General features: G+C 66.8%; 25 protein-coding genes. 9 read left to right on the top strand and 16 right to left on the bottom strand.

Annotated elements, in window-relative coordinates; all coding sequences use genetic code 11:
* The first annotated feature begins 33 nt into the window (after nucleotides 1-33).
* Both ACOZBP_RS01770 and ACOZBP_RS01765 read left to right on the top strand, forming a co-directional pair.
* Entirely contained in the window at nucleotides 34-1,104 is a 1,071-nt protein-coding gene (locus ACOZBP_RS01770; protein WP_422674745.1) for an NAD(P)H-dependent flavin oxidoreductase, read from the top strand.
* A 65-nt stretch (nucleotides 1,105-1,169) separates the two neighbouring features.
* Complete coding sequence (locus tag ACOZBP_RS01765) at nucleotides 1,170-2,897, top strand: cytochrome c biogenesis protein DipZ (protein WP_422674744.1); 1,728 nt, start codon at nucleotides 1,170-1,172, stop codon at nucleotides 2,895-2,897.
* On the opposite strand, the gene recO is transcribed toward ACOZBP_RS01765, so the two are convergent.
* The gene (recO, locus tag ACOZBP_RS01760) at nucleotides 2,898-3,629 is read right to left on the bottom strand and encodes a DNA repair protein RecO (protein ID WP_422674743.1); all 732 of its coding nucleotides are present in this window, start codon (nucleotides 3,627-3,629) and stop codon (nucleotides 2,898-2,900) included. It abuts the gene before it with no gap.
* The gene (locus ACOZBP_RS01755; protein WP_422674742.1) at nucleotides 3,629-4,108 is read right to left on the bottom strand and encodes a nuclear transport factor 2 family protein; all 480 of its coding nucleotides are present in this window, start codon (nucleotides 4,106-4,108) and stop codon (nucleotides 3,629-3,631) included. The genes recO and ACOZBP_RS01755 overlap by 1 nt, the downstream gene beginning before the upstream one ends.
* 124 nt (nucleotides 4,109-4,232) lie before the next feature.
* Between ACOZBP_RS01755 and ACOZBP_RS01750 the strand changes: the two genes are divergently transcribed.
* Nucleotides 4,233-4,673, top strand: coding sequence for a VOC family protein (locus ACOZBP_RS01750; protein ID WP_422674741.1), 441 nt, complete (start codon nucleotides 4,233-4,235; stop codon nucleotides 4,671-4,673).
* A gap of 114 nt (nucleotides 4,674-4,787) precedes the next feature.
* On the top strand, nucleotides 4,788-6,296 hold the full coding sequence (locus ACOZBP_RS01745) for an acetyl-CoA hydrolase/transferase family protein (RefSeq protein WP_422674740.1): 1,509 nt from the start codon (nucleotides 4,788-4,790) through the stop codon (nucleotides 6,294-6,296).
* 42 nt (nucleotides 6,297-6,338) lie between these two features.
* Here ACOZBP_RS01745 and ACOZBP_RS01740 read toward each other — a convergent pair whose 3' ends face one another.
* The 12 genes from ACOZBP_RS01740 to folK all read right to left on the bottom strand — a co-directional run bounded on the left by ACOZBP_RS01740 (nucleotide 6,339) and on the right by folK (nucleotide 16,659).
* Nucleotides 6,339-7,583 carry a serine hydrolase domain-containing protein gene (locus ACOZBP_RS01740; protein WP_422674739.1) on the bottom strand — a complete coding sequence of 415 codons (1,245 nt, stop codon included), beginning with the start codon at nucleotides 7,581-7,583 and terminating at the stop codon, nucleotides 6,339-6,341.
* A gap of 15 nt (nucleotides 7,584-7,598) precedes the next feature.
* On the bottom strand, nucleotides 7,599-8,552 hold the full coding sequence (gene era / locus ACOZBP_RS01735) for a GTPase Era (protein ID WP_422674738.1): 954 nt from the start codon (nucleotides 8,550-8,552) through the stop codon (nucleotides 7,599-7,601).
* Nucleotides 8,549-9,262, bottom strand: coding sequence for a ribonuclease III (gene rnc / locus ACOZBP_RS01730; protein ID WP_422674737.1), 714 nt, complete (start codon nucleotides 9,260-9,262; stop codon nucleotides 8,549-8,551). Before rnc ends, era begins: the two co-directional genes overlap by 4 nt.
* Nucleotides 9,262-10,188, bottom strand: coding sequence for a signal peptidase I (gene lepB, locus ACOZBP_RS01725; RefSeq protein WP_422674736.1), 927 nt, complete (start codon nucleotides 10,186-10,188; stop codon nucleotides 9,262-9,264). The genes rnc and lepB overlap by 1 nt, the downstream gene beginning before the upstream one ends.
* Before the next feature lie 57 nt (nucleotides 10,189-10,245).
* Entirely contained in the window at nucleotides 10,246-10,647 is a 402-nt protein-coding gene (gene acpS, locus ACOZBP_RS01720) for a holo-ACP synthase (RefSeq protein ID WP_422674735.1), read from the bottom strand.
* Nucleotides 10,644-11,402 carry a pyridoxine 5'-phosphate synthase gene (locus tag ACOZBP_RS01715; RefSeq protein ID WP_422674734.1) on the bottom strand — a complete coding sequence of 253 codons (759 nt, stop codon included), beginning with the start codon at nucleotides 11,400-11,402 and terminating at the stop codon, nucleotides 10,644-10,646. The genes acpS and ACOZBP_RS01715 overlap by 4 nt, the downstream gene beginning before the upstream one ends.
* Nucleotides 11,403-11,416: 14 nt before the next feature.
* Complete coding sequence (gene pyrE, locus ACOZBP_RS01710; protein ID WP_422674733.1) at nucleotides 11,417-12,001, bottom strand: orotate phosphoribosyltransferase; 585 nt, start codon at nucleotides 11,999-12,001, stop codon at nucleotides 11,417-11,419.
* A 45-nt stretch (nucleotides 12,002-12,046) separates the two neighbouring features.
* Complete coding sequence (locus ACOZBP_RS01705) at nucleotides 12,047-12,826, bottom strand: TIGR00730 family Rossman fold protein (RefSeq protein ID WP_422674732.1); 780 nt, start codon at nucleotides 12,824-12,826, stop codon at nucleotides 12,047-12,049.
* 28 nt (nucleotides 12,827-12,854) lie between these two features.
* Nucleotides 12,855-15,008, bottom strand: coding sequence for a RelA/SpoT family protein (locus tag ACOZBP_RS01700; protein WP_422675469.1), 2,154 nt, complete (start codon nucleotides 15,006-15,008; stop codon nucleotides 12,855-12,857).
* Between the two features lie 179 nt (nucleotides 15,009-15,187).
* Nucleotides 15,188-15,547 (bottom strand): DNA-directed RNA polymerase subunit omega, encoded by a 360-nt coding sequence (gene rpoZ, locus ACOZBP_RS01695; RefSeq protein WP_422674730.1) that lies wholly within the window; start codon nucleotides 15,545-15,547, stop codon nucleotides 15,188-15,190.
* Nucleotides 15,548-15,640: 93 nt separating this feature from the next.
* Complete coding sequence (locus tag ACOZBP_RS01690; RefSeq protein WP_422674729.1) at nucleotides 15,641-16,066, bottom strand: cupin domain-containing protein; 426 nt, start codon at nucleotides 16,064-16,066, stop codon at nucleotides 15,641-15,643.
* 53 nt (nucleotides 16,067-16,119) lie between these two features.
* A complete protein-coding gene (folK, locus tag ACOZBP_RS01685) occupies nucleotides 16,120-16,659 on the bottom strand; it encodes a 2-amino-4-hydroxy-6-hydroxymethyldihydropteridine diphosphokinase (protein ID WP_422674728.1) in 540 nt (179 codons plus the stop codon).
* Between the two features lie 30 nt (nucleotides 16,660-16,689).
* On the opposite strand from folK, the gene ACOZBP_RS01680 reads away from it, so the two are divergent.
* Nucleotides 16,690-17,271, top strand: coding sequence for an NYN domain-containing protein (locus ACOZBP_RS01680; RefSeq protein ID WP_422674727.1), 582 nt, complete (start codon nucleotides 16,690-16,692; stop codon nucleotides 17,269-17,271).
* A complete protein-coding gene (locus tag ACOZBP_RS01675; protein ID WP_422674726.1) occupies nucleotides 17,268-17,912 on the top strand; it encodes a uracil-DNA glycosylase in 645 nt (214 codons plus the stop codon). The genes ACOZBP_RS01680 and ACOZBP_RS01675 overlap by 4 nt, the downstream gene beginning before the upstream one ends.
* 1 nt (nucleotide 17,913) lies before the next feature.
* On the opposite strand, the gene ACOZBP_RS01670 is transcribed toward ACOZBP_RS01675, so the two are convergent.
* Nucleotides 17,914-19,131, bottom strand: a complete 1,218-nt coding sequence (locus ACOZBP_RS01670; RefSeq protein WP_422674725.1) for an N-acetylmuramoyl-L-alanine amidase family protein — start codon at nucleotides 19,129-19,131, stop codon at nucleotides 17,914-17,916.
* Nucleotides 19,132-19,586: 455 nt separating this feature from the next.
* Between ACOZBP_RS01670 and ACOZBP_RS01665 the strand changes: the two genes are divergently transcribed.
* Genes ACOZBP_RS01665 through ACOZBP_RS01655 form a run of 3 tightly spaced genes read left to right on the top strand, consistent with a single transcriptional unit; the run spans nucleotide 19,587 to nucleotide 24,603 of the window.
* Complete coding sequence (locus ACOZBP_RS01665) at nucleotides 19,587-22,286, top strand: Rne/Rng family ribonuclease (RefSeq protein WP_422674724.1); 2,700 nt, start codon at nucleotides 19,587-19,589, stop codon at nucleotides 22,284-22,286.
* Between the two features lie 54 nt (nucleotides 22,287-22,340).
* Nucleotides 22,341-23,765 (top strand): M48 family metalloprotease, encoded by a 1,425-nt coding sequence (locus ACOZBP_RS01660; RefSeq protein ID WP_422674723.1) that lies wholly within the window; start codon nucleotides 22,341-22,343, stop codon nucleotides 23,763-23,765.
* A 31-nt stretch (nucleotides 23,766-23,796) separates the two neighbouring features.
* Nucleotides 23,797-24,603, top strand: a complete 807-nt coding sequence (locus tag ACOZBP_RS01655; RefSeq protein ID WP_422674722.1) for a thioredoxin domain-containing protein — start codon at nucleotides 23,797-23,799, stop codon at nucleotides 24,601-24,603.
* Here ACOZBP_RS01655 and ACOZBP_RS01650 read toward each other — a convergent pair.
* The gene (locus ACOZBP_RS01650) at nucleotides 24,600-26,294 is read right to left on the bottom strand and encodes a hypothetical protein (RefSeq protein WP_422674721.1); all 1,695 of its coding nucleotides are present in this window, start codon (nucleotides 26,292-26,294) and stop codon (nucleotides 24,600-24,602) included. The two genes, ACOZBP_RS01655 and ACOZBP_RS01650, sit on opposite strands and share 4 nt — an antisense overlap.
* Nucleotides 26,295-26,319: the final 25 nt, after the last annotated feature.

The raw sequence follows: 26,319 nt of genomic DNA, 5'->3' as shown, positions 1-26,319 counted from the left end.
GAGGGTCGCCGCCGAACAGGTCAGGACCCCGCCATGAAGACCGCCCTCACCGACCGCCTGGGCCTCGATCTGCCGATCATTCAGGCCCCGATGGCCGGGACCTCCACGCCCGAACTGGCCGCGGCCGTGTCGAACGCCGGGGCGCTGGGCTCTATCTCCATCGCCTCGGTCGATGCGGTCGAGGGACGGCGTCAGATCCAGGCGCTGAAGGCCCTGACGACGCGCCCGTTCAACGTGAACCTGTTCTGCCATGCGCCCACGCCGCCCGATACGGCGCGCGACCGCGTCTGGATCGACAGCCTGCGCCCACTTTTCTCTCAGTTCGGCGCCGCCCCGCCCGAGACGCTGACGGAAATCTACCAGAGCTTCCTGACCGACGAGGCCAAGCTGGCGGTCCTGCTGGACGAGAAGCCGGCCGTGGTCAGCTTCCACTTCGGCCTGCCGCAGCCTGACCAGATCGCCGCCCTGAAAGCCGCCGGCTGCCGCCTGATCGCCAGCGCCACCACGCCGCAGGAAGGCCGTCTGGCCCAGGCGGCGGGCATCGACATGGTCGTGGCCCAGGGGTTCGAGGCCGGCGGCCATCGCGGCGTCTTCGATCCGGCCGACGATCCGCGCTTCGCCACCCTGCCCCTGACGCGGCTTCTGGCGCGCGAGTTGGACATCCCGGTCGTCGCAGCGGGCGGCATCATGGACGGCGCTGGGATCGCGGCCGCGCTGGCGCTGGGCGCTGCGGGCGCGCAGCTGGGCACCGCCTTCGTCTCCTGCCCCGAGTCCGCCGCCAACCCCGCCTATCGCGCGGCTCTGGCCGGTCCGCGCGCCGAGCGCACCCGCGTCAGCCCGGTCATCTCGGGCCGCCCCGCGCGCGGCGTCGAAAACGCCTTCATGCAGCGCGCCGACGAAGCCCTGACCGCCGGCTATCCTTACGCCTACGACCTCGGCAAGGCGCTGAACGCCGCCGCCAGCGCACAGGGCGACGACGGCTACGCCCCGCAGTGGGCCGGTCAGGCCGCCCCGCTGGGCCGCGGCCTGCCCGCCGCCGAACTGGTCGAGGCTCTGGCGCAGGAAACCCGAGACGCCATCGCCGATCTTCAGCAGCGTCTGTAACCTCGACGCCATCCGATGCGTAGTCCGCAGCGTAACCCAAGGTCTGAACCCAGAGGACTGCCACGATGCTCCTGATCCTGCTGTCCTATCTGGCCGGGGCGCTGACCATTGTCAGCCCCTGCATCCTGCCCGTCCTGCCATTCGTCTTCGCCCGCGCGGGCCAGCCCTTCCTGAAGAGCGGGCTGCCCCTGCTGCTCGGCATGGCCCTGACCTTCGCCGGCGTGGCGACGCTGGCGGCGGTCGGCGGCGGATGGGCGGTTCAGGCCAATCAGGTCGGGCGCTGGATCGCCCTGGCGGTCATGGCGGTGCTGGGACTGACCCTGATCATGCCCTCGCTGGCGGACCGGCTGACCCGGCCTCTGGTGGCGCTCGGCTCGCGCCTGACCGAGAAGGCCAGCGCGGAGCAGCAATCCGGCGGCGGCGTCTGGCCCTCCTTCCTGCTGGGCGTGGCCACCGGCCTGCTGTGGGCGCCCTGCGCCGGGCCGATCCTGGGCCTGATCCTGACCGGCGCCGCTCTGCAAGGGGCCAGCGTCGGCACGACCCTGCTGCTGGCCGCCTATGCCGCCGGGGCCGCGACCTCGCTGGCTCTGGCCCTGCTGATCGGCGGCAAGGTCTTCCAGACGATGAAGCGGTCGCTGGGCGTCGGCGAATGGGTGCGAAAGGGTCTGGGCGTTCTGGTCCTGATCGGGGTCGTCGCCATCGCGCTTGGCCTCGACACCGGCCTGCTGACCCGCCTGTCGAGCGGCGGCACCAACCGCATCGAGCAGAGCCTGCTCAGCCGCTTCGGCGCCGCCCAGCCCATGAACGCCGCCCGCGCCCCGCTGAACGCCCTGCCCGTCGAAGGGGCCATGCCGCCCCTGACCGGCGCGACCGAGTGGATCAACAGCCCGCCCCTGACCACGGAACAGCTGCGCGGCAAGGTCGTGCTGGTCGATTTCTGGACCTACTCCTGCATCAACTGCGTGCGCACCATCCCCTATGTCCGCGCCTGGGCCGAAAAATACCGCGATCAGGGTCTGGTGGTGATCGGGGTCCACACGCCCGAGTTCGCCTTCGAGAAGTCACCCGCCAACGTCCGCGACGCCGTGCGCCGCTTTGGCGTCACCTACCCCGTGGCGATGGACAACGATTTCGCCATCTGGCGGGCCTTCGACAACCGCTACTGGCCCGCCCACTACTTCATCGATGCCAAGGGAAACATCCGCTACCATCACTTCGGCGAGGGCGACTACGAACACTCCGAGCGGGTCATCCAGCAGCTGCTGAAGGAGGCCGGCGCCGCCAATGTCGATCAGGCTGTCGTCCAGGTCCGCGCGCAAGGGGCCGAGGCCGCCGCCACCGCCGAGGTCGCCTCCCCCGAAACCTACGTCGGCTATGCCCGCGCCAAGCACTTCGCCTCGCCCGGCGGCTTCGGCTTCGACGTCCGCAAGACCTATGTGGCCGCCCCTCTGAAACTGAACGACTGGAGCCTGTCCGGCGACTGGATCGTGCGGCCCGAACACGCCGACCTGCAGACGCCGGGCGGACGCCTCGCCTTCCGTTTCAAGGCCCGCGACCTGCATCTGGTCATGGGACCGAGCAACATGGGCCAGCCCGTGCGCTTCCGAGTTCGCATCGATGGTCAGGCGCCAGGCGCCGACGCCGGCGTGGACATTGACGCGCAGGGCCTGGGCCGGATCGACAGCCAGCGCCTTTATCAGCTGGTGCGCCAGTCGGACGGCGCCCGCGAACGCACCTTCGAGATCGAGTTCCTCGACCCGGGGGTTCAGGTCTTCGCCTTCACCTTCGGCTGACTAGAGGCGCCCGGCCTCGGCCAGCCGCTCGATCATCCACACCCGCGCGGGCGGCAGCGGCTTGTTCAGGGCGTGAAAGACGAACTGTTCCAGGAAATGCCCGGTCAGCGCCAGCCCGGCCTTCACGTCGCCCTCTCCCAACCCCGCCTGCGCCCCCAGCATGAAGGGCGGCAGGTTCAGCAGCTTGTCGGCGTAGGGCGCGCCCGCCTCGCGGCTGACGGCGCGGCCCGTGCGCGGGCTGACATAGATCAGGTCATCCATCGACCCGGTGGCCGCACACCGCGACAGATCCAGGCCAAAGCCCAAATCCTCCAGCAGCCCCGCCTCGAACCGCACGAAGATGGCGGGCCAGACCTCTGGCAGGGCGAAAGCCCCCATCATGGCCTCGAAGGCCAGGAAGGCCCCCGGATGCGGCTCGCGCTCGGGCAAGGCCCCCTGCGCCACCGCAACCGCGGCGTTCAACCCGACCAATGCCAGCGGATCGTCGAACAGGGCCGCCGGCCCCTCGCCCACCGGCTCCAGCCGTGCCGACCCCAGCTGGTCCGAGGTCCTCGACCTCAGGTCCGCCACCACCCGCGCCCCGGCCTGCAAGAAGGGCCTCATCTTGCGCGACGCCCCGCCCGCGACATAGGCGGCGCGACGTCCGTGCCGCTCGGTCAGCAGTTCGACCACGGCGCCGGTATCGCCATGCGCCCGCGCCGACAGGACGAAGGCGTCGTCCTGAATCTCCATCAGTCGGCCTTGATCACGTCGACGACGGCGCGCGCCTTGTCGTTCGGCACGGCGAAGCTGAGGACATACTGCTCGATCTTCCAGCCCTCGTCGGTCAGCCGCAGCACGCCCGATCCGCGCGTGGTCCCATAGGCGTCGTTGTCCAGCACCTCGTCAAACCAGGCCAGGCAGCGGCAGTCGATTGGGGCGATGGTCACGGTCCGCGTCACCGGCCGATAGGTCCAGCCCTTGCCTTGCGAGAAATAGGGCATGGCGTAGGCCCTGAACTCCGGCAGGCTCCACCGCTCGGTCGCATCCGTGCCGATGAAGCGGCCGTCCGCGGTAAAGGTCTCGAAATAGGCGTCGCCGTCGGCCTTCGACGCCGCGGCGTGCATGGCGTCCAGCACCCGCTCGACAGGGGCGGTCTCGGCTTGCGGCGCAGACGCGGTCTGAACCGGGGCAGCGGACAGTTGAAGCATCATCAGAACGGCGGTGATCATGCTGATGTTCTAGTCCTGTTCTCTCGCAGGCGAAAGCACAGGCTTCTCCCTCGTGCCCGCGGAAGGAAAGATACCCCGCCCCGCGCGTTCAACCTCCTAAAACTCGACAACACGGAGAGGTCTCATGAAAATCGTCACCAGCCTCAGCTTCCAGGGCCAGTGCCGCGAGGCGCTTGAGTTCTACGCTCGTGTTTTGGGCGGCACGGTCACCGCCGCCTTTCCTTATGGCGACGGCCCGCCCGATATGCCTGTGGACGCCAAGTACAAGGACTGGCTGATGCATGGCTGGCTGGACGTTGGTGATCAGTCGATCATGGGCGCCGACATCCCGCCCGAGTTCGCGCCGAACATCGACAAGCCCAAGAACGGCTTCGACGTCTCCTATCACACCGACGATGTCGCCAAGGCGCGCAAGGTCTTCGACGACCTGTCCGAAGGCGGCAAGGTCGGCATGGCCTTCGCATCCGCCTTCTGGTCCCCAGGGTTCGGCACGTTCACTGACAGGTTCGGCATTCCGTGGATGATCAACACCAACCCGGCGGCGGACTGGCAACCTGGCGGCTGAAGGCTTTGTGATAGCGCATCGCTTCGACCAAAGCCGTATTGGAATCAGGATGATGCGGCGCCTATCTCCGCGACAGTCCCCAAGCCCTCATGGGCAGAAGTCGTCAGGTTTCCGATGTCCCGCGTCCGCAACGCCGCCCTGCAGTCGAAGATCATGTCCGCCGGGGACGCCGCGGCGCTGATCCCGGCGAACTCGACCGTGGGCATGAGCGGCTTTACCGGCTCGGGCTATCCCAAGGTCGTGCCCATGGCCCTGGCCGACCGGATCGAGGCCGAGCACGCGGCGGGCAATCCGTTCAAGCTGAAGGTCTGGACCGGCGCCTCGACCGGGCCGGAACTGGACGGCGCCCTGGCCAAGGCGGACGGCATCGAATTCCGCCTGCCCTACAACTCCGACCCCATCGCCCGCGACAAGATCAATCGCGGCGAGATGGAATACCTCGACATGCACCTGTCGCAGGTCGCCCCCGTCGCCTGGCAGGGCTTCCTCGGCCCGCTGGAGACGGCGGTGGTAGAGGTCTCGGGCATCCGCGAGGACGGCTCGCTGATCCCCTCGTCGTCCATCGGCAACAACAAGACCTGGCTGGACCGCGCCGACCGCATCATCTTGGAGGTCAACAGCTGGCAGAACCCGGCTCTGGAGGGGATGCACGACATCTACTACGGCACGGCCCTGCCGCCGGCCCGCGTGCCGATCCCGCTGACCCGGCCGACCGACCGGATCGGCGAGACGGTCTTCCGCGTCGATCCGTCCAAGATCGTCGCCATCGTCGAGACGGACAGCCCTGACCGCAACCTGCCCTTCGCCGCGCCGGACGCCAGCGCCACGGCCATCGCCGGGCACCTGATCGAGTTCCTTCAGCACGAGGTGAAGCTGGGCCGCCTGCCCGCCCATCTGCTGCCGCTGCAATCGGGCGTCGGCAATGTCGCCAACGCCGTGCTGGCGGGACTGGCTGAAAGCCCCTTCGAGCAACTGACCGCCTATACCGAGGTGCTTCAGGACGGGATGCTGGACCTGCTGGACTCGGGCAAGCTGACCGTCGCCTCGGCCACCGCCTTCTCACTCAGCCCCGAGGCCGCCGCCGACCTGAACAGCCGCATGGAGCAGTTCCGCGGCAAGATCATCCTGCGCCCGCAGGAGATTTCGAACCACCCGGAGATCATCCGCCGCCTGGGCTGCATCGCCATGAACGGCCTGATCGAGGCCGACATCTACGGCAACGTCAACTCGACCCACGTGATGGGCTCGCGCATCCAGAACGGCATTGGCGGCTCGGGCGACTTTGCCCGCAACGCCTACATCTCCTGCTTCGTCACGCCCTCGACGGCCAAGGGCGGCAAGATCTCGGCCATCGTCCCCATGGCCAGCCACGTCGATCACATCACCCAGGACGTGCAGGTCATCGTCACGGAACAGGGCCTGGCCGACCTGCGGGGCCTGTCGCCCAAGCAGCGCGCCCAGGTCATCATCGCCAACTGCGCCCACCCCGACTATCGCGACGCGCTGAAGGACTACTACGCCCGCGCGCTGAAGGGCTCCTATGGCCTGCAATCGCCCCACCTGCTGACCGAAGCGTTGTCGTGGCACCAACGCTTCATCGAAACGGGGTCAATGAAGGCATAGCCTTCTCCTCCCCGTGAATGGGAAGGAAACCAGAGCAGCGCCCTAGCGGTTCAACCCGGTTGGGAATTCACGGCCCAGAGCCTCGGCCATGGCCTGCTGGCTCAGCATGAAGACCAGGTCGCGCTGGTGGTAGTTGTTGGATAGGACCACCACGGTCACATCGGCCTCGGGTTGATAGAGGACCAGGTTGCGGAACCCGGCCCAGCTGCCCGTGTGATAGATCTGCTTGTCGTCAAAGGCGGGCTTCACCTGCCGGCCAAGACTGTTGACGTAAACGCCGTAGCCATAGGCGCGGTGCGCGCGGCCGCGCTCTTTCGGCGTGTCCGCCGGAGCGTGATCGGCGATCATCTGGGCGTAGGAGGCGTCACTGAGAACGCGGCCCTTATGCAAGGCCTGGTTCCAGGCCAGCATGTCGTCCAGCGTCGAATAAAGAGCGCCGGCCCCGAAGACGACGCTGACGTTGGCGATCGGCTGGGCCGCAAGCCCGCCGGGGAAGTTGGCGTAGCCCATGGCCAGGCCTTGCGCGTCGGCGTGGGCGTCCGATCCCGTATCCTTCAGACCCAGCGGTTTCAGGACAGCCTCGTTCAGATAGGTCTCGAACGGCCTGCCGCTGGCCTTCGCCACGATCTCGGCCGCCAGGTTATAGGCGGCGTTGTCGTAGCGGATCTTGGTCCCGGGCTCGAACTGCAGGCCATAGCGGGCCGAGGTCTCGGTCAGTTCCTGCGGGGTACGCGGGGTGATGCGGATACGCCCCCACTCAGACTGCGCCATCAGGTCAGGAATGCCCGACGTGTGGGACAATAGGTGGTGGATACGCAGCGGCTTCCAGGCATCCGGACAGGCCTCGATCCATTTGCAGACCGGATCGTTCACCGACAGCCTGCCCTCGTCCTGCAGCTTCAGGATCGCAGCGGCGGTGAACTGTTTCGACACCGAGGCCAGACGGAAGCGCGTGTCCAGCTTCAGCGGCTGGTCGTTCTCGTAATTGGCCTTGCCATAGACCTGGCGGAACAGGACCTGATCGCCCCTGGCCACCAGAATGGCGCCCATGAACTGCTTTCGCTCGCCCAGATAGTCCAGCCGCGCCTTCAGTTGCGGCAGGGCCTCGACCACCTCAACCGGCGGGCGTTCGGGCAGCGCGGGCCTGGCCGCCGTAGCCGCCTGGGTCTCGGGGGCGATGGCGTGGATGATCCATGCCCCGGCTCCGGCGGAGGCAAGGGCGACTGCGGCCAGGGATCCGAGGAACCACGGCCGCCCGCCTGCAGACTTGGGAACTACAAACACCATACTGAAACTACGCTCTTAGACGTCGAACTCCAGCCCGAACTGGGCGTAAAGGGCGCGGCTGTCCTGCCATTTGGGATCGACCTTGACGGTCAGGAACAGGTGGACGGGCCGGTCGAGCAGTTCGATCAGTTCCTCGCGCGACTTCTGGCCGATCCATTTCAGGGTCTGGCCGCCCTTGCCCAGAACAATGGGGCGCTGGCTCTCACGCTCGACATAGATGGTCTGTTCGATGCGGGCTGAACCGTCGGCCTTTTCCTCGAACGAGGTCGTCTCGACCGCAGCCGAATAGGGCAGTTCCTCGTGGACGCGCAGGTAGACCTTCTCGCGCGTGATCTCGGCGGCCAGGACACGCACCGGCACGTCGGCCGACTGATCCTCGGGGTAGAGCCACGGGCCGGCGGGCATGGAGCGTGCCAGACGCTTTTTCAGATCGTCCACGCCATCGCCGCTCAGGGCCGAGATCATATAGACCTCTTCGTAGACGCCGGTTTCGAACAGGCGCTGCGACAGGGCCAGAAGAGTGTCGCGGCGCATGCCGTCGATCTTGTTCAGGCCCAGGATGACCTTGGTGCCCGTCGCCTTCAGATTGGCGATGATGGTCTCGGTGTCCTCGGCCGAGCGGCGGTCGGCGGCGGTGCCTTCACGGCCTTCGGCGTCGATGTGGGACTGGGCGTCGATCAGGTGCAACACCACATCGGCGTCCTGTGCACCGCCCCAGGCCGAGGCGACCATGGCGCGGTCCAACCGGCGGCGCGGGGTAAAGATGCCGGGCGTGTCCACCAGAACGATCTGGGCGTCGCCCTCGATGGCGATGCCGCGCACGGGGAAACGCGTGGTCTGGACCTTTTGGGTGACGATCGAGACCTTGGTTCCCGTCAGCCGATTCACCAGCGTCGACTTGCCGGCGTTGGGCGCGCCGATGATGGCGGCGAATCCAGCGCGCTGGTTGGGGTTGAGGGTCTCGGTCAAATTACGCCTTCTCGTTTCAACAGCGCCGTGGCGGCGGCTTTTTCCGCCTCCTGACGCGAACGCCCTGTTTGTTTCACGGGGTCAAAGCCGACCACCGTCGCCTCGACCACGAAGGTCGGAGCATGATCTGATCCGGTGCGTTCCACCACCTTATAGGTCGGCAGCGGACGCCCTTGGCCCTGCGCCCACTCCTGCAGAGCGGACTTGGGGTTGGTCACGGCTGCAGCCGGAGGAGACGCGAACTCCTCCGCCCAGGCGATGTCGAACATGGCCTTGGCCGCCGTCAGGCCCCCGTCGCGATAGACGGCCGCCAGAATAGCTTCGACAGCATCGGCGATGACTCCGGCCTTTCTGCGGCCGCCCGTCTTGGTCTCGCCCGCCGAAAGACGCAGGGCCGCCCCCACGCCCAGACGCTCGCCGACGCGGGCGCAGGCGCTCTTGTCCACCAGGGCGTGCAGACGCGCGGACAACTGGCCTTCGTCCGCCGAAGGGAAATCCCGCGTCAGCCGGTCAGCGACCAGCAGGCCCAGAACCCTGTCGCCCAGGAACTCCAGCCGCTCGTTGTCGGCGACGGTGCGACCATCGACCTGCCCCCCCCCCTCGCCCACGCTGGCGTGGGTCAGGGCGCGTTCCAGCAAGGACGGATCAGCAAAGTCATGACCCAGCCGCCGCCGAAGCGTGTCGACGGCCTCGGCACGCACGTTCGCCATCAGTCCAGTATCTTGAAGAACCGGCTTGGACGCAGGTTGGCGAACCAGCTCACCGGGTTGAACAACGAAGCGCCCGGCGACCATGAGAACATGATGATCTCGGCCTTGCCCACCAGGTTTTCGGCCGGGACCATACCCACGCCTGCCGACATCTCGACGCGGCTGTCGATCGAGTTGTCGCGGTTGTCGCCCATCATGAAGAAATGGCCGACGGGGACCTCGTAGACCGGTGTGTCGTCCAGATCACCGCCGAGACCGAAGTCCTGCGTCATGAAGCTCTTGCCATTGGGAAGGGTTTCGCGAAGCTGCGTAACCGGACGCGGCCCGAACATATCAGCCAACTCGGCGCGGCTCACGACCACGTCCTTAACCGGCGCGCCGTTGATGTAGAGCTTGTTGGCGATCATCTGCACCTTGTCGCCCGGCAGACCGATCACGCGCTTGATGTAGTCGGTCTTGTTGTCGCGCGGCAGCTTGAACACGACGATGTCGCCACGCGTCGGGTCCTTGCCCAGAATACGGCCATCGAACAGCGGCGGGCTCCACGGGATCGAGTGCTTGGAGTAGCCGTAGGACCACTTCGATACGACGATGTAGTCGCCCTCGTAGAGGTTGGGCTCCATCGAGGCCGAGGGGATGGTGAAGGGCTGGAACAGCAGCACCCGCAGCACGAAGGCGATCAGCAGGGCGAAGACGACGGTCTTGATGATCTCGACCGTCTCGTTGCTCGCGGACTTCTCTTTTTTCACACGTTTGGCTTTCTTGGGACGCGGCGTGGCGTAGATCGGCTTGTCGCTGTCGAGGGCTTCGGGATCGTCGCCCAGATCGAAGGGGGCGTCGCCGTCGTCGCTCCAGATCGGTCGCTGCTCGGTGGGGTCGATGGCAGGATTGCCGGCGCCGCCGTTCGCCTTGGAGTGGTCGCTCATGGTCTGCTCGAATCCCCCGCAGAACGCGGGGTTGGAAGCCTGACGCGTAAAGGCTGATTAAGCCACGGGCAAGGCTTCGATGACCACGAAAGCGAGAGCATAAGGGTGTTCGTCGCTGAGGGTCAGATGAATACGCGGCTCATGTCCCGCCGGGATCAGTCGCGCCAGATGCTCGGCGGCGTGGCCGGTCAGGACCAGGGTCGGTTGACCCGACTTCAGGTTCACCACCCCCATGTCGCGCCAATAGACGTCGGCCCGCATCCCTGTGCCCAAGGCCTTGGCGCAGGCCTCCTTGGCTGCGAAGCGCTTGGCGTAGCTCCAGGCCGGGTCCGGCTTGCGGTCCGAACGGGTGCGTTCCAGATCGGTGAAGCAGCGCTGCTTGAACCGTTCGCCGAAGCGATCCAGCGAATTCTGGATGCGGCGGATGTCCGAAAGGTCGGCGCCGACGCCGATAATCACCGGCCGGCTCCAGAAATCGCCTCGTCCATCGCCGTCCGCATCCGTCGAATGGCGGCGTCCAGTCCGACGAAGACCGCCTCCCCGACCAGGAAATGGCCGATGTTCAGTTCCTTGATCTCAGGGATCGCCAGAACCACGCTAGCGGTGGCGTAGTCGAGGCCGTGTCCGGCATGGACCTCCAGCCCCAGGATGTCGGCCTGGGCGGCGGCGGCGGCGAGACGGTCCAGCTCGAAGGCGCGCTCGGCCGGATCGGTGAGGTGGCAATAGCGGCCGGTGTGGAACTCGACCACCTGGGCGCCGACGGCGGCGGCGGCCTCGACCTGGGGTTCCGACGGCTCGATGAACAGGCTGACGCGGATGCCGGCGTCGGACAGGGCCTTCACCACAGGGGCGATGCGGGCCTCGTGACCGGCGACGGCCAGACCGCCCTCGGTCGTGACCTCCTCGCGCCGCTCCGGCACCAGACAGGCGGCGTGCGGACGGTGGCGCAGGGCGATGGCCAGCATCTCTTCCGTCACGGCCATCTCGAAGTTCAGCGGCTTGTTCGCGCGGCGGCACAGGGCCGTCAGCACGTCGATGTCCGCGTCGGTGATATGGCGGCGATCCTCGCGCAGGTGGGCGGTGATGCCGTCCGCCCCCGCCGCCAGCGCCGCCTCGGCCGCGCGAGCCGGATCGGGATGAGCGCCGCCGCGTGCGTTACGAACCGTGGCGACGTGGTCGATGTTGACGCCCAGACGAACCCGCTCGCGCTTCATCCCGTTCTCTTTCTTTACTTGGACAGCCGGCGGCTGCCCGGGTCCTCGATCGGCAGGGCGGCCAGTTCGGGCGGCAGGGCGTCGGCCGGATAGGCCGGCACGTCCAGCGTCGCAAGCGCGATCAGCGGCACGCCGACGTCGGCGCGACCGCCCGAGCGGTCGACGATGCAGGCGGCGGCGACGACTTCGCCCCCGGCCTTCTGGATGGCGGCGATGCATTCGCGCGACGACAGGCCGGTGGTGACTATGTCCTCGACCATGACGACCTTCTCGCCCGGCTCGACGGTGAAGCCGCGACGAAGCTTGAACTCGCCGCCTTCGCGCTCGACGTAGAGCGAACGCACGTTCAGGTGCCGCGCCGTCTCATAGCCGGGAATGATGCCGCCCACGGCCGGCGAGATGGCCACGTCCACCGGACCAACCGTGGCGACGATCTTGTCGGCCAGAGCCTTGCACAGGCGCTCGCAGCGACGACCGTCCATGAAGACCAGGTTCTTCTGCAGGAAGACCGGGCTGTGCAGGCCGGACGACAGGACGAAATGGCCTTCGCGCAGGGCGCCGGCGTCGCGGAATTCGTTGAGGACGTCTTCAGTGTTCATGAGAGCGTCCCTTAGACCCTGCGCCCCTCCCCCTCAAGCGACCGATCAGGTCAGATCGCAGTTAGGCTTCAGCCCGCCTTCCAGCAACTTCATCCAGACCGTCTCAGCGTCGTCGGCGAAGGCGAACAACTCCATGTCCGACGCCTTGACCATGCCGTGCTCTATCAGGGTGTCGAAGTTGATGACCGAGCGCCAATAGGCCTCGTCAAACAGGACGATGGGGATCGGCGGCGCCTTGTCGGTCTGGCGCAGGGTCAGGATCTCGAACATCTCGTCCAGCGTGCCAAAGCCGCCGGGAAAGACCACCAGACCATTGGCGCGCATGGCCAGATGCATCTTGCGCATGGCGAAGTAGTGGAACTGGAAGGTCAGTTCCGGCGTCGACCAGGGATTGGGAACCTGTTCGTGCGGCAGGGTGACGTTGAAACCGATCGACGGCGCGCCCGCTTCATGCGCGCCCTGATTGGCGGCCTGCATGATGCCCGGCCCGCCCCCGGTGGCGATGACGTTGTCGCGCACCTCGCCCGGCGAGCCGCGGAAGGCCCCGCCCCGCTCAGAGGCGATGCGGCCGAACTGTCGCGCCTGTTCGTACCAGTGGGCGTGCCGACCGTCGCCGTTCACACCCACGCGCGCGCTGCCGAACACCACGATCGTCGAGCGCACGCCCCAGGCCTTCAGCGCCTCCTCGGCCTTTTCGTACTCCATCAGGAAGCGCACGCCGCGCATCGATTCGCCGAGCAGGAAATCCCGATCGAGGGCGGCCAGACGATAGGAGGGCGACGCCAGTTGGGCGGCGTTGGCGAGGGCTTGCTGTTCGGGAGTCATTTCAGCCTTCAGTCGGACGCGCAGGCGATCAGCCGCGCGCGCGGTCCACAGTGTCGACGGACGGATTGGCGCGCAGGGCGGCGATGATCATGGTGGCGTGGCGTGCATCCTCGACCTCGACGTCGATGTCGACGTCGAAGAAGTCCTGCTGACGATGGGCCATCGACAGGTTCAGGATATTGCCGCCAGCCTCGCCAATGATGGTCGCCACCTGCCCCAGCACGCCGGGCGCATTGCGGATCGTGGCGCGCAGACGGGCGGCGGCCACCGCATCCTGCTCCGCCTGGGGTGTCCACTGCAGATCCTGCCAGACGCTGTCGTCGTCGGCGAAGTCGGCCAGGGTCTGACAGTCGATGGTATGAACTGTCAGCCCCTTGTCGGGCTCCAGAATACCGACGATGCGGTCGCCTGGAACAGGACTGCAACAGGCGCCGAAATGGATGCTGACGCCCGGCGTCAGGCCGCTGCCGCGCACGAACAGGCGGGCGTGTTCATTGCCGATCCGCTTGCGTTCCGGCCCCGCCTTCAGCTGCCCTTTCAACGCCGGGAAGATGGTCTCGGCCACTCTGGTCGCAGCCAGACGGCCACGGCCGATGGCGTCGAACAGGTCTTCGTCCGTGGCGATGGCGTGGGCTTCCAGCACCGGTTTCAGCGAAACCTCGGCCAGCGACTTGCCTGCCCGATCCAGCGTCTGTTCCAACGTCGCCTTGCCCAGGCGCACGAACTCGTCGCGCTCTGACGTTCGGATATGGCGGCGGATGGCCGAGCGCGCCCGGCCAGTGACGGTCAGGCTGCGCCAGTCCGTCGGCACCTCGCGCTTGGTTCCGCGAATGATCTCGACCACGTCGCCGTTCTGCAACGCCGTGCGCATCGGCTTCAGTTCGCCGTTGATCTTGACGCCCACAGCCGTGTCGCCGACCTCGGTATGGACGGCGTAGGCGAAGTCCAGCGCCATGCCGCCGCGCGGCAGGGTGATCAGCGCCCCCTTGGGCGTGAAGACAAAGACCTGATCCAGATACATTTCGAGCTTGGCGTGCTCGACCCAGTCCTCGCCGCCCTCGCCGTGCTCGATGACCTGAACCAGATGGCGCAGGTTCAGCAGCGGGTCGCGCCCGCCGTCCGCCTCCATCGCCTCGCGGTCAAAGCCGTAGGAGTGGTTCTTGTAGGCCCAGTGCGCGGCCACGCCGTCCTCGGCCACCCGATCCATGATCTCGGTGCGTATCTGCATCTCGATGCGCAAGCCCCCCGGCCCGACGACCGTGGTGTGCAGCGAACGATAGTTGTTCGACTTGGGCGTCGAGATGAAGTCCTTGAATCGTTCCGGCACCATGGGCCAGGCGCGGTGGATAACGCCGAGCGCGCGGTAGCAGTCGTCTTCGGCCTCGACGATCACCCGGAAGCCGTAGATATCCGACAGGGACGAGAAGCCGACCGACTTCCTCTGCAACTTGCGCCAGATCGAATAAGGCGTCTTTTCACGCCCCTTCACGTGGGCCCGGACGCCCGCTTCGCTCAGAACCAGTTCGATTTCTCGCGACACGCCCTCGATGGCGCGACCATGTTCCAGCTTCAGCGCCTCCAGCCGACGCTGGATGGCGACCCGCGCCGTGGCGTTCAGATGCTCGAACGCCAGTTCCTCCAGCTCCGACGCGATGGAGTGGATGCCGATGGAGCGGCCCAGCGGCGCATAGACCTCCAGCGTCTCGCGGCTGATGCGCTCGCGCTTCTCCGGCTTGACGTACTGGAGGGTCCGCATGTTGTGCAGACGGTCGGCCAGCTTGACCAGAAGTACCCGCACATCCTTGGAGATGGCCAGAATAAACTTGCGCAGGTTCTCGGCCTGACGCGTGTGCTCGGCCTGAAGTTCCAGCCGGGACAGCTTGGTCACGCCCTCGACCAGGACGGCGACCTCTTCGCCGAACATGGCGGCGATATCGTCGCGCGTGGCCGAGGTGTCCTCGACCACATCGTGCAGCAGGGCGGTGACGATAGTGGCGGTGTCCAACCGATAGTCGGTCAGGATGCCCGCCACCTGGATCGGGTGCGCAAAATAGGGATCGCCCGAGGCCCGCAGCTGCGAGCCATGCATCTTCATCGCATAGACATAGGCGCGGTTCAGCAGCGCTTCGTCAGCGGTGGGGTCATAGGCCTTGACCGCCTCGATCAGTTCGAACTGGCGCATGATCGGCGCGCGTTTGGCATCAGACACTTGGGACTCGGACTGGGGGCCTTCAGACGACTTCGGCGCCGCTCCGGTAAGGAGCGACGCCGATTGGTCTTTTTGATTCACGACTGGCTTCGTCGGCGTGTCCGCCAGGGGCCGCGCCGGAAATATGGTGACGCCGTTGACAGGCTCTGCCGTCAGTAGCGTTCCTCCTGGCCGCCGTCCCGGTCGCTTTGAAGGGCGCGGATCAGTTCGGCCTCGGCCATGTTCATGTGCTGCGGCTCAGCCAGCAGCGCCACGACTTCGGCCTCATCCTCGGCCTCGGTGCGCTCGTCCACACGTTGCAGGGTGGTGATGATGTTTTCGCGCAGTTCGTCCGGGACCACACGGTCCTCGGCCAGTTCACGCAGAGCGACAACGGGGTTCTTGTCGTTGTCGCGGTCAAGCGTGAGAGCGGCGCCGTTGGCGATGTTGCGGGCGCGGTGGCCCGCCAGCAGAACCAGACCAAAGCGGTTCGGCACCTTCTCGATGCAATCTTCGACAGTGACGCGGGCCATGAAATTCCTCTGGCGGCAGGGAGAACCGCACAAAATATAGGGTTAGGCGTGATTGTGCAACGCCGCGAAGGCCGGAATGCGGCGCAAAACGCCTCAGTTCTTCCTTTGGGCCAAGGGATAGCTGATGATCAGCACAAGGTCCACCTCGCCCGTCTGACGGATGCCTACGACGTTGCCGTCGAACAGGTAGGCGGCGTCGCCTGCACGCATCGGCGTGGTCACGCCGTCCGAAGTGACGACGCCCTCCCCGCTGACTACATAGTAGACCTCGTCGTGCGCGATCGGGTGCAGACCGATGGCGGCGCCGGGGTGCAGAATGCGCTTGCGAAACTCCATCGCCCGGTTCGGCACGCCGTCAGAGATGCGATAGGCCGTACTCATGCCTTCGCCACTATGCGGCGGGACCTGACGCACCATGGTGTCGCCCTCGCGGATCACCACGCCCGTTCCCGCCGGCGGTGAAGCGGGCGCGGGCGACGATTGAAACAGGGCGATCAAGGCCAGGGCAGGCAGGAACATGACTTTGTCTCCCGGTGTCATTCAACCCGACCCTACCGGTCTTCCGGGCGGCGTCAACGCCGCAGAGGTCGCGCGTCCACGCCCACGGCAGCTCCGGACGCAAGGCCCGCCGCATTTCCCTCGATGGTCGGATGACGCCACTCCGGCGCGATTTCGGCCAGAGGTCCCATGACAAACAGGCGCTCGGCCGCGCGCGGATGCGGCAGGATCAGACCGTCGAGGTCGCCGCTCAACCGGCCGTAGGCGATCAGGTCCAGGTCCAGCGTTCGCGGCGCGTTGCGCTCGCTGCGGCGGCGATCGAACACATCCTCCATCCGAGCCAGCTTGCTCATCAGGGCGGCAGGATCATGCGCCGTCCGGACGATCACCACGCCGTTCAGAAAGGGCGGATCCGTTGGATCGGGCCATGCTTTTGACGACCACCAGGAGGATCGCGCCAACACATCGATGCCTTCGGCCCGGAATCGCGCCAGGGCCGCCTCAAGCGACTCCTCACAGGAGGCCCAGACGCCCTTGTCATTGCAGCCAAGCGCGACGATGACTGCGCCGTCCAGATCGAGATCGCCTTCGGGTATTTCAGTCGGGACCTTCATATTCTCGACCTTTCCCACGGGCTCATATTCATGACTGGCCACACGAGCGACCGCATCGCCTTGTTCATAGACGGCGCCAACCTCTATTCCTCGGCCCGCGCGCTCAATATCGATCTCGACTTCAGGAAGCTGTCCGACTGGTTTGGCCAGAAGGGTCAACTCGTTCGCGCCTATTATTACACGGCCGTGATTGAGGGCGAAGAGTTCTCGCCCATCCGCCCGTTGGTCGACTGGCTCGACTACAACGGCTTCACGGTCGTGACCAAGCCGGTCAAGCGCTTCACCGACTCCCAGGGCCAGTCGCGCATCAAGGGCAATATGGATATCGAGATCGCCGTCGATATGCTGGAGCTGGCGCCGCATCTGGATCACATGATCCTGTTCTCGGGCGACGGCGACTTCCGCCGACTGGTGCAGGCGGTTCAGGCCAAGGGCGTGCGCGTCACCGTGGTGTCGACCACGAGGACCCAGCCACCCCAGATCGCCGACGAACTGCGCCGCCAGGCTGACGCCTTCATCGAACTGGCCGACGTCATGACCCAGTTCAGCAAGCCCAAGAGCGCCGCGCCCCAGGCGACCACCCGCACCTTTGACCGAGACGACCGCCCATGAACCGCGCCCTGACGCCTGAACCGCCTCGCGATTGTCCCCTGTGCCCGCGCCTGGTCGCCTATCGCCAGGAGAATATCCGCCAGAATCCCGACTGGTGGAACGGCCCCGCACCTTCGTTTGGCGATCCGAATGCTCGGCTGCTGATCGCGGGCCTCGCGCCCGGCCGCATGGGCGCCAACCGCACCGGCCGCCCCTTCACCGGCGACCACGCCGGCTGGCTGCTCTACGACACCCTGCAAAAGACCGGGTTCGCCAAGGGAAGCTATGACCCGGACGGCAAGGACGACCTGACCCTGGTCGACTGCATGATCACCAACGCCGTGCGCTGCGCCCCACCGCAGAACAAGCCGACGGGGGCTGAGGAAAACACCTGCCGCCCCTTCCTGATCGATCGTCTGGCCGCCCTGCCCCGATTGAAGGTCATCGTCACCCTTGGCGATGTTTCACGGCGCAGCATCCTGCGGACGCTCGGCTATCCCGGCACGGCCATCCCCGCCGGACACGGCGTCGAGGGCAAGGTCGGCGCCTATACGATCATCAACAGCTATCACTGCTCGCGCCTGAACACGAACACGGGCCGTCTGACGCCCGAGATGTTCGAGGAAATCTTCCACCGGGCCAAGGCGGCGCTGGAAGCCTAGATCAACCGCCGCCGGCGACCTCGCCGGCCACCATCACCGGCGCCGAGGGCTCGCGGAAGTAGCGGTCGATGCCCTCGGCGACCGAGCGCATCAGGCGGCGACGGGCGCGCTCGTCGGTCAGGACGCGCTCATCCTCGGGATTGGTAATGAAACCCATCTCCAGCAGGATAGCCGGCACGTCTGGCGCCAGCAGGACGGCCAGACCGGCGTCGCGATGGCTGCGGCGCAGCAGCGGATGGCTGTCGCCTTCCAGATGGGTCAGCAGCACCCGCGCGAACTGGGCCGAGCGGTTCTGGGTGGCGCGCTGGGTCATGTCCAGCAGGATACGGTCGACCGAGGGGTCGCGGCCCGGCAGGCGCAGTTCGCGCTGCCAGTCGTCGCCGCGCGTATATTCCCGCACCGCGCGGCCCGCACCCTGCTCCGACAGGGTATAGACGCTGGCCCCGCGCAGGGCCGGGTCGGTCCCGGCGTCAGCGTGCAGCGAAATGAACAGGTCGGCGCCCGCGTCGCGCGCGATCTGCACCCGGCGGCCGTGAATGACATAGACGTCGCTGTCGCGGGTCAGACGCACGCGATAGCGGCCGGTGCGTTCGATCGCGGCCTTCAGCTCTCGCGCAGCGGCCAGGGTGACGGCTTTTTCTTGAGCGTGGACGCCTTGAGCGCCCGGATCGCGCCCGCCGTGGCCGGCGTCGATGACGATCAGCGGCTTTTCCTTGCGCGCCTGCTCGCGACGCGGCGGGGCGCTGGCGGAAACCGCAGCGGCGGGGCCCGTAGCCTTCAGGTCGATGACGTAGCGATAGTGTTGAACCCCGTCGCCGGGCGGCAGCAGGAAGCGGCGCTCGATCTCGGCGCCGCGCGCCAGATCCAGACGGATGCGCGACGACGTGCCGGCAGAGCTGACTTCATAGCCGCGCACCAGACCCGAACCATTGCCGCCCAGCCCCCTGCCCGGCGCCACGTCCGACAGGGCCACGACGACGCGGCCGGTCGCGCCGTCCTCGATCACTTGTCCACGCGTGGTCTTGCCCAGGTCCAGCACGACCCGCGTACGCTGGGCGTCGCCGCCAAAGCGAATAGAGGAAATCTGACTGTCAGCTCCAAAGGCCAGGCCGCGGCCAGCCGTCAGCACGACGGCGCAAATCACGACGAAGGCCAGGCCCGTCGTCGCCCATTCACGCACGCCCCAACGGGCCAGATTCTCACGCCACCGGCCATACATGGACGGACTTCACCCTTCTGGTTCAAGCCACAGTAAGGGCCAAACCTGCTAAGGATTTCGTTAACTCATGTAACGGCGGCGGTTCTTTTATTTTCCACAAGTTAGGCCTATGGTGTGATCCGTTCGCGAACGATCGCGCCCTCTGCACATAGTCGCAGGGTCAGGCGCGCCCTCCTCGCAACGCTGACTTTCACCTCATTCCGAGGATCGGCCGGCCTGGCCGACGATCCGAAGAACGGGTCCGGGACGCGGCCTTGAACGGCGCGTTCGGATCCAGGACCGACAGAACCTCATGGGCCGACCCGCCTGCGCTCCCGAACGGCAGACCATTGCCGCTCTCGCACTTCGCGAGGGGATGACGCGCGCCCTGGCCCCCATTTCCATTCGGCGAGCCGCCCCCTTGTCCGCGGATGTATCCGCAGGGCCCGGCCTGGCGCGCCAGAGAGAGACTTTTAATGTCAAAGACAATGCTGATCGATGCGGCGCACGCGGAAGAAACCCGCGTCGCCATCGTGGACGGACGCCAGGTTGAGGAATTCGATTTCGAATCCACGGCCCGCCGCCAGCTTCGCGGCAACATCTACCTCGCCAAGGTCACGCGCGTAGAGCCCAGCCTGCAGGCGGCGTTTATCGAGTACGGCGGCAATCGCCACGGCTTCCTGGCCTTCAACGAAATCCACCCGGACTATTACCAGATCCCGGTCGCCGACCGCGAAGCCATCATGGCCGAAGCGCATTCGGACGACGACGATCACGACGATCTGGGCCGTGAAGGCGACGACGAGTCCGAAGGCGGCCTGGCCGACGAGGAGCGTCTGAAGCGTCGCCTGATGCGTCGCTACAAGATCCAGGATGTCATCAAGCGCCGTCAGATCCTGCTGGTTCAGGTCGTCAAGGACGAGCGGGGCGCCAAGGGCGCGGCCCTGACCACCTGGCTGTCGCTGGCGGGTCGCTACTGCGTCCTGATGCCCAACACCGGCAAGGGCGGCGGCATCAGCCGCAAGATCACCAACACCTCGGACCGTCGCCGCCTGAAGGCCGCAGCCTCGGCGCTGAAGGTGCCCAAGGGCATGGGCCTGATCATCCGCACGGCCGGCGCCAAGCGCACCAAGGCGGAGATCAAGCGGGACTACGAATACCTGCTGCGTCTGTGGGAAACGATCCGCGAGACGACGCTGAAATCGAACGCGCCAGCCGTCATCTACGAAGAAGAGAACCTGGTCCGCCGCGCCGTGCGCGACATGTACGACAAGGACTTCGACGGGATTCAGGTCGAAGGCCTGGAAGGCTTCAAGGAAGCCCGCGACTTCATGCGCGTGCTCATGCCGTCGCAGGCCAAGAAGATTCACCTTTATCAGGGCTCCAAGCCCCTGTTCGCCGCTAACGGCATCGAAGAACTGCTGACGCAGATCCATCAGCCGGTCGTGCCGCTGAAATCGGGCGGCTATCTGGTGATCAACCAGACCGAAGCTCTGGTCGCCATCGACGTCAACTCGGGCCGCTCCACCAAGGAGCGCAATGTCGAGGCCACCGCCACCAAGACCAATCTGGAAGCCGCCGTCGAGGCAGCCCGCCAGCTGCGTCTGCGCGACCTCGCCGGCCTGATCGTCATCGACTTCATCGACATGGATGAAGGCAAGAACAACCGCGCCGTCGAGAAGGCGCTGAAGGATGCGCTGGCCAAGGATCGCGCCCGCATCCAGATGGGCCGTATCTCGGGCTTCGGCCTGATGGAGATCAGCCGCCAGCGTCGCCGTCTGGGCGTCATTGAAGGCGCCACGGAGGTCTGCCCGCACTGCCAGGGCGCGGGCCGTATCCGCTCGGCGGAATCGGCGGCTCTGGTGACCCTGCGCGCCGTGGACATCGAGGCGGGCCGCAACGGCGCCGGCTCGGTCAACCTGCGCGTCTCGACCGCCGTCGCCCTCTACATTCTGAACCACAAGCGCGACTATCTGCAGCGCCTGCTGGAACAGCGCGGACTGAACGTCGTCATCCTGATCGATGACACCCTGGCCCAGGGCGAACACGCCATCGAGCGTACCGCGACCAACGAAGACTTTGTCGCCACGGTCACCCACATCTCGGCCGCAGACCTGGACGACGGCTTCGACGACAGCGCCTTCGACCATGAGGACGAAGACGAAGACGACGAAATCATCGCCGGCGACGACGAGGACGACGCCGATCTCGAACGCGAAGACAATGACGACGACGAGCCGCGCGAGCGCGCCGAAGCTCACGATGGCGAAGGCCGAGGTCGTGGCCGTCGCCGTCGCCGCCGTGGTGGTCGTCGTGACGAGGAAGGTTCGGAAGAAGCCGTCGCCGTCGACGTGGTCGCGGTTGATGACGAAGACGACGACAGCGAGGCTGGCCGTCGCCGTCGTCGTGGTCGCCGTGGCGGTCGGCGTATGCGTGAAGACGGCGAACGCGACGCCTTCACCTGGGTGCGCGGCCGCACGCCGTCCCTGGACGACCCTTACGTCTGGTTCGACCCCATCAATCCTACGCCCTCGCCCCGCAGCGAGCGCGCGCCGGTCGAAACTTCGGAAGCCCGCGACGTCGAAGAAGTCGTCGGTGAACGCCCCGAGGGCGAACGCGCTGAACGCGAAGGCGGTCGCTCGCGCCGTCGTCGCGGTCGCGGTCGCGGCCGTGACCGCGCCGGCCTGCCCCACGACGCCAAGGTCGAAGACCGCGCCGTCAACGAGGGCCTGCCGCCCGTCGGCTCGCCGGACACGCCCATCGCCACGGTCATCTCTGCGGATGACGTCGTCGCTGCGAACGCCCCCGAAACAGTCGTCGAAGCGGCTGAAGCGCCCAAGCGTCGCCGCGTGCGCCGCAAGGTCAGCGCCGATGTCGCTGGCGAGGCGGTGATCGAAGCGCCCGAGGCGGAAGTCGAGGCTGAGGCTGAGGCTGAGGCTGAGGCTGAAGTCGTGACCGAAGCTGCAGTCGTCCCCGCCGAACTGGACGTGGCGCCTGCGGTCGCCGCCAAGATCGAGGCCGCTATCGAACAGGCTATGGCCCCCGAGCCGGTCGTCATCGCCGAACCCACGCCTGCGCCGACGCCTGAAGTCGATGTGGCCGCCATCATCGCCGAGGATCCGAACCAGATCGGCGCCGCCCCTGCCAAGCCGAAGCGCGGCTGGTGGCGCCGTTGATCGGACACGATTAGGCTTGAAGACACGGGGGAGACTGTCGCTCTGGAGCATGCCATGACCAGACTTCCCCGTGTCGCAACCCGCGTTGCAGGCCGTATCCTCGTTTCCGCCACGGCCGCCCTGGCGGTGCTGGCGGCGGCGGGATCGGCTTCGGCCCAGAGCCTGATTCGGGACACCGAGATCGAAGGCATCATCCATGAGTGGTCCGAGCCCGTGCTGGACGCCATGGGGCTTGATCCCGCCGAGGTCGAGATCCTGCTGATCAACGACAATGATCTGAACGCCTTCGCCACGCGCGGGCGGATCATGGGGTTGAACACCGGCCTGATCCTGCAGACCAAGACCCCCAACCAGCTTCTGGGCGTGATCGCCCACGAGGCCGGTCACATCAAGAACCGCCATACCCTGCGCGACGGGGCCCAGAACGCCGGCATGCAGCCTATGATCATGACCATGGCGCTCGGCGCCCTGGCCGCGATCGCGGGCGCGCCGGATGCGGGCGCAGCCCTGCTGGCCTCCAGCCAGTATTTCGGCACGCTGGGCGCCCTGCGCTATATGCAGAGCCAGGAAGGCGAGGCCGACATCACCGGCGCCCGCGCCCTGGAGCGGGCTGGAGAATCCGGCAAGGGCATGGTCGAATTCTTCGAGAATTTCCGCTCGCAGGAAGTCTTCTCGGACCAACGTCGCTATCCCTATTTCCGCAGCCATCCCCTGTCATCGCAGCGGATAGAGGCCCTGCGCCGCCCGGTCGAAGCCGCCGCTCACTATGGCCTCCGGGACAGCCCTGAACGGATGGCCCAGCACGCCCTGGTGATCGCCAAGATTCGCTCCTTCATGGACTCGCCGAACGCCACGCTGCGAGACTATCCCTCGTCGGACGCCACCCTGCCCGCCCGCTACGCCCGCGCCATCGCCTGGTATCGCGACGGCCAGACGGACAAGGCCTTGGGCGCCGTGGACGACCTGCTGATCGAACAGCCCGCCAACCCCTACTTCTGGGAGCTGAAAGGGCAGATCCTGTTCGAGGAAGGCAGGCCGGCCGAGGCCATCGGAGCGCATCAGAAGGCGGTCGAGCTGAAACCCGACGCGCCGCTGTTGCGTATCAACCTGGCCCATGCCCTGATCGAGACCAGCGACGCCGCCAATCTGGACGCTGCCGTCGATCAGCTGAAGCGCGCCATCGCGCTGGAAAAGGACAACAGCCTGGCTTGGCGCCTTCTGTCCCAGGCCTACGCCAGTCAGGGCAAGGAGGGCGAGGCGCGTCTGGCCTCAGCGGAATACTGGTTCGCCCTGGGGCGCACCGAACAGGCCAACCAGTTCGCCATGCGCGCCCGCGACATGCTGGACCGCAACTCCATTGAATGGCGCCGCGCCACCGACATCGTCCTGTCGTCGGGCGCCTCGGAAAAAGACATCACCGACGCCGAACGCCGCAACGAACAGCGCAGCAACCGCGGCGTCATCCTGCCCAATAGCTGACGCCGCCCAACTTCCCGCTACCGAGACCTTCATGACCGACGACGCACGCCCCGACGCCCCCGAGACCCCGACGCCCGTCGCACCGAAAGGCAGCGCCCTGTCGCGCCTGTCCGCCAAAACGCTCGGCGCCGCAGCTCTGGCCGTCTCGGTTCTGGCTCTGGGCGTATCGGTCGCCCCCTATCTGACCGGCGGCGACTTTGGTGGACGCGTGCGCGCCTTTCTAGTCGAGAATCCACAGGTGCTCGACGAGGTTCTGGCCGCGCGTCAGGCGCATGAGGAGCAGTCCCGCGTTCAGACCATCAACGCCGCCGCCGCCGCCAACCCGGCCCTGCTGGCCCCCGACGCGCGCGACCCCAGCTTCGGTCCCGCCGACGCCAAGGTCACGGTGATCGAGTTCTTCGATTTCCGCTGCCCGGGCTGCAAGGCCGTGGCCCACGACTATCGCGCCCTGATGGCCGCCCACCCCGAGGTCCGCTTCGTCTTCAAGGACTGGCCCATCCTGGACCGGGGCGACGACGTCACCTCGCAATACGCCGCCCGCGCCGCCCTGGCCGCGCATCAACAGGGCAAGTATCTGGAGGTCTACGACGCCCTGATGACCGAGCGCGCCCTGGACCGCGCCGCCATCGACGGCATCCTGGTCCAGCACGGCGTGGATATGACCAAGGCTCAGGCCGCCATCGCCTCGCCCGAGATGACCCGCCACGTGACCGACATCCACACCGTCGCCGCGACCCTGGGCCTGCAAGGCACGCCGACCTTCTTTATCAACGGCAAGGCCAGCGCCAGCATCGAGCCCGGCGAAATCGCCAAGCTGATCGAAGCCGCGAAGCGTTAAGCCGCCGCCAGCGTCCGCTCGCCGCCGATCCACTCGACGTTCGCGCGTCGGGTCGCCTCGGCGGCCGCTTCGGCGTTCCCCACCTTGCTCTCAGCTTCGGCCAGAACGAAGTAGCTGTAGGGGTCGCTGGGCCAGTCTTTCAGCAGTTCCTCGATCTTGGCCTTTGCTGCGCCTGCGTCGCCGCTGGCCAGCAGGGCCGCCGCCAGACTGCGGCGCGTCGGATACCAGATGATCGGCGGGTCCCCGCCCTCGTCGTCCATGGCCTGAATCTGGGCGGCGCGGGTGAAGGCGGCGACGGCGGCCGACGCATTATCCTCGATCATGGCCGCGCGACCTTCCAGAATGCGCTGGGACAGTTCTGCGAAGACCGCGCGCTGCTCGGCCATCGGGCCTGCAAAGGTCGTCGCCTCGCGCACCATCTTGATAGCCTCGGCCTCGGCGCGAACGGCGGCGGCGTCGCCGGCCCGTGCGGCAGCCTCGCCCCGGGCGTAGCGCCAGCTGATGCGCAACAGCGGATGGGTCGCCGACGGCTCCTTCAACGCCGCCACCTGCTCCGGCGTGCCGAAGCGGCCGTAGATGGCGTAGGCGTTGTTGGCGACAATCTGCCGCCAGTATTCCTGGGCGCCGATGGTCGGATAGGTGGTCAGGAACCAGTCGGCGAGCTTCAGCCCCTCCTCGCCGCCTCCGGCCATCAGGGCGCCGCCCATGCCGAAGTGGACGTTGTGGGCATGCAGGCGCATCGCCGGCACCCCGCCCGGCGGCTTGGCGAGCGCGTCATAGCGCCGGTCCAGCGCCACGGCGTTGACGTTGGACATCATGGCGTCCCGATAGCGTCCGACGCGGTAATAGGTGTGCGACGGCATATGCACCAGATGACTGGCCGCCGGGGCCAGCAGGGCCAGCTTCTCGCCGTAGGGAATGGCCTTGTGCGGGTCGTCCGACCACTCGGTCAGGTGGATATAGAGGTGGATCGCGCCCGTCTCGTTCGCGTTCCGGGCTAGCGCGCGTTCCAGCAAGCCCATGGCGCGCGGGATGGCCGGGTCGGCCGCCTTGCCGTCGTCATCCCACCATTCGTCGGCGGCCAACAGCCAGGCGTCAGCGGTGATGTTGGCGATGGCGCCGTCGTCGGGATTCTGACGCGCGATCCGGTCCATGCGTTGGGCGAAGCGATCCGCACGACTCTTCTCCTCGCCGGAATAACGCTGGATCAGGGCGTCGATCATCTGGCGCTGCACTGGCGTCGCATCGCGGGCCAGACGGCGGGCGTCGCGGGCGGCGCTGCGGGCGGCGTCGATCGAGGCCTTGTCCTGACCGCCGCCGTTCAGATTGGGGCCGATGGCCCAGGCCTCGCCCCAGGCGCACATGCCGCAGGTCGGGTCCAGCGCCCGCGCCTTGCGGAAGGCGCGCACCGACTCGGTGTGCTCGAACGCCCAGCGCAGCCGCACCCCGTGGTCGAACCAGGCCTGGGCCTCGGGGTTGGCGGTGTCGATCTTGAAGCCGCCGGTTCCAAAGCCCTCGACCATGACGATGTCGTTGGTCGGGATGGCTTCGATGGCCGAGCCGCTGGGGCCGCAGACCTGCGGCTGATCCAGCAGGTCGCGCACGGCCTTGTCCGCCGTCGCGTCCGCCACGGCCATAGGCCCGATCATGCAGGCGAGCATCGCCGTGCAGGCCATCAATCCGAAACGCATAACAGCCTCTCCCAGAGCTATTGGA

This window comes from Brevundimonas sp. NPDC058933 (assembly GCF_049315965.1).
Lineage (GTDB): Bacteria > Pseudomonadota > Alphaproteobacteria > Caulobacterales > Caulobacteraceae > Brevundimonas.
The sequence above is the reverse complement of the archived record's forward strand: the minus strand, read 5'-3'. Positions and strand labels throughout refer to the sequence as shown.

Bases quoted from the DNA above. Each gene is read 5' to 3' on its own strand.
- ACOZBP_RS01665 (WP_422674724.1), top strand. From the start codon at position 19,587: ATGTCAAAGACAATGCTGATCGATGCGGCGCACGCGGAAGAAACCCGC.
- folK (WP_422674728.1), bottom strand. From the start codon at position 16,659: ATGAAGGTCCCGACTGAAATACCCGAAGGCGATCTCGATCTGGACGGC.
- ACOZBP_RS01745 (WP_422674740.1), top strand. From the start codon at position 4,788: ATGTCCCGCGTCCGCAACGCCGCCCTGCAGTCGAAGATCATGTCCGCC.
- rnc (WP_422674737.1), bottom strand. From the start codon at position 9,262: ATGGCGAACGTGCGTGCCGAGGCCGTCGACACGCTTCGGCGGCGGCTG.
- ACOZBP_RS01765 (WP_422674744.1), top strand. From the start codon at position 1,170: ATGCTCCTGATCCTGCTGTCCTATCTGGCCGGGGCGCTGACCATTGTC.
- ACOZBP_RS01750 (WP_422674741.1), top strand. From the start codon at position 4,233: ATGAAAATCGTCACCAGCCTCAGCTTCCAGGGCCAGTGCCGCGAGGCG.
- rpoZ (WP_422674730.1), bottom strand. From the start codon at position 15,547: ATGGCCCGCGTCACTGTCGAAGATTGCATCGAGAAGGTGCCGAACCGC.
- ACOZBP_RS01670 (WP_422674725.1), bottom strand. From the start codon at position 19,131: ATGTATGGCCGGTGGCGTGAGAATCTGGCCCGTTGGGGCGTGCGTGAA.
- ACOZBP_RS01705 (WP_422674732.1), bottom strand. From the start codon at position 12,826: ATGACTCCCGAACAGCAAGCCCTCGCCAACGCCGCCCAACTGGCGTCG.
- recO (WP_422674743.1), bottom strand. From the start codon at position 3,629: ATGGAGATTCAGGACGACGCCTTCGTCCTGTCGGCGCGGGCGCATGGC.
- ACOZBP_RS01740 (WP_422674739.1), bottom strand. From the start codon at position 7,583: ATGGTGTTTGTAGTTCCCAAGTCTGCAGGCGGGCGGCCGTGGTTCCTC.
- ACOZBP_RS01655 (WP_422674722.1), top strand. From the start codon at position 23,797: ATGACCGACGACGCACGCCCCGACGCCCCCGAGACCCCGACGCCCGTC.
- pyrE (WP_422674733.1), bottom strand. From the start codon at position 12,001: ATGAACACTGAAGACGTCCTCAACGAATTCCGCGACGCCGGCGCCCTG.
- lepB (WP_422674736.1), bottom strand. From the start codon at position 10,188: ATGAGCGACCACTCCAAGGCGAACGGCGGCGCCGGCAATCCTGCCATC.
- ACOZBP_RS01755 (WP_422674742.1), bottom strand. From the start codon at position 4,108: ATGATCACCGCCGTTCTGATGATGCTTCAACTGTCCGCTGCCCCGGTT.
- ACOZBP_RS01770 (WP_422674745.1), top strand. From the start codon at position 34: ATGAAGACCGCCCTCACCGACCGCCTGGGCCTCGATCTGCCGATCATT.
- ACOZBP_RS01660 (WP_422674723.1), top strand. From the start codon at position 22,341: ATGACCAGACTTCCCCGTGTCGCAACCCGCGTTGCAGGCCGTATCCTC.
- ACOZBP_RS01650 (WP_422674721.1), bottom strand. From the start codon at position 26,294: ATGCGTTTCGGATTGATGGCCTGCACGGCGATGCTCGCCTGCATGATC.
- ACOZBP_RS01690 (WP_422674729.1), bottom strand. From the start codon at position 16,066: ATGTTCCTGCCTGCCCTGGCCTTGATCGCCCTGTTTCAATCGTCGCCC.
- ACOZBP_RS01700 (WP_422675469.1), bottom strand. From the start codon at position 15,008: ATGCGCCAGTTCGAACTGATCGAGGCGGTCAAGGCCTATGACCCCACC.
- ACOZBP_RS01675 (WP_422674726.1), top strand. From the start codon at position 17,268: ATGAACCGCGCCCTGACGCCTGAACCGCCTCGCGATTGTCCCCTGTGC.
- ACOZBP_RS01680 (WP_422674727.1), top strand. From the start codon at position 16,690: ATGACTGGCCACACGAGCGACCGCATCGCCTTGTTCATAGACGGCGCC.
- ACOZBP_RS01715 (WP_422674734.1), bottom strand. From the start codon at position 11,402: ATGAAGCGCGAGCGGGTTCGTCTGGGCGTCAACATCGACCACGTCGCC.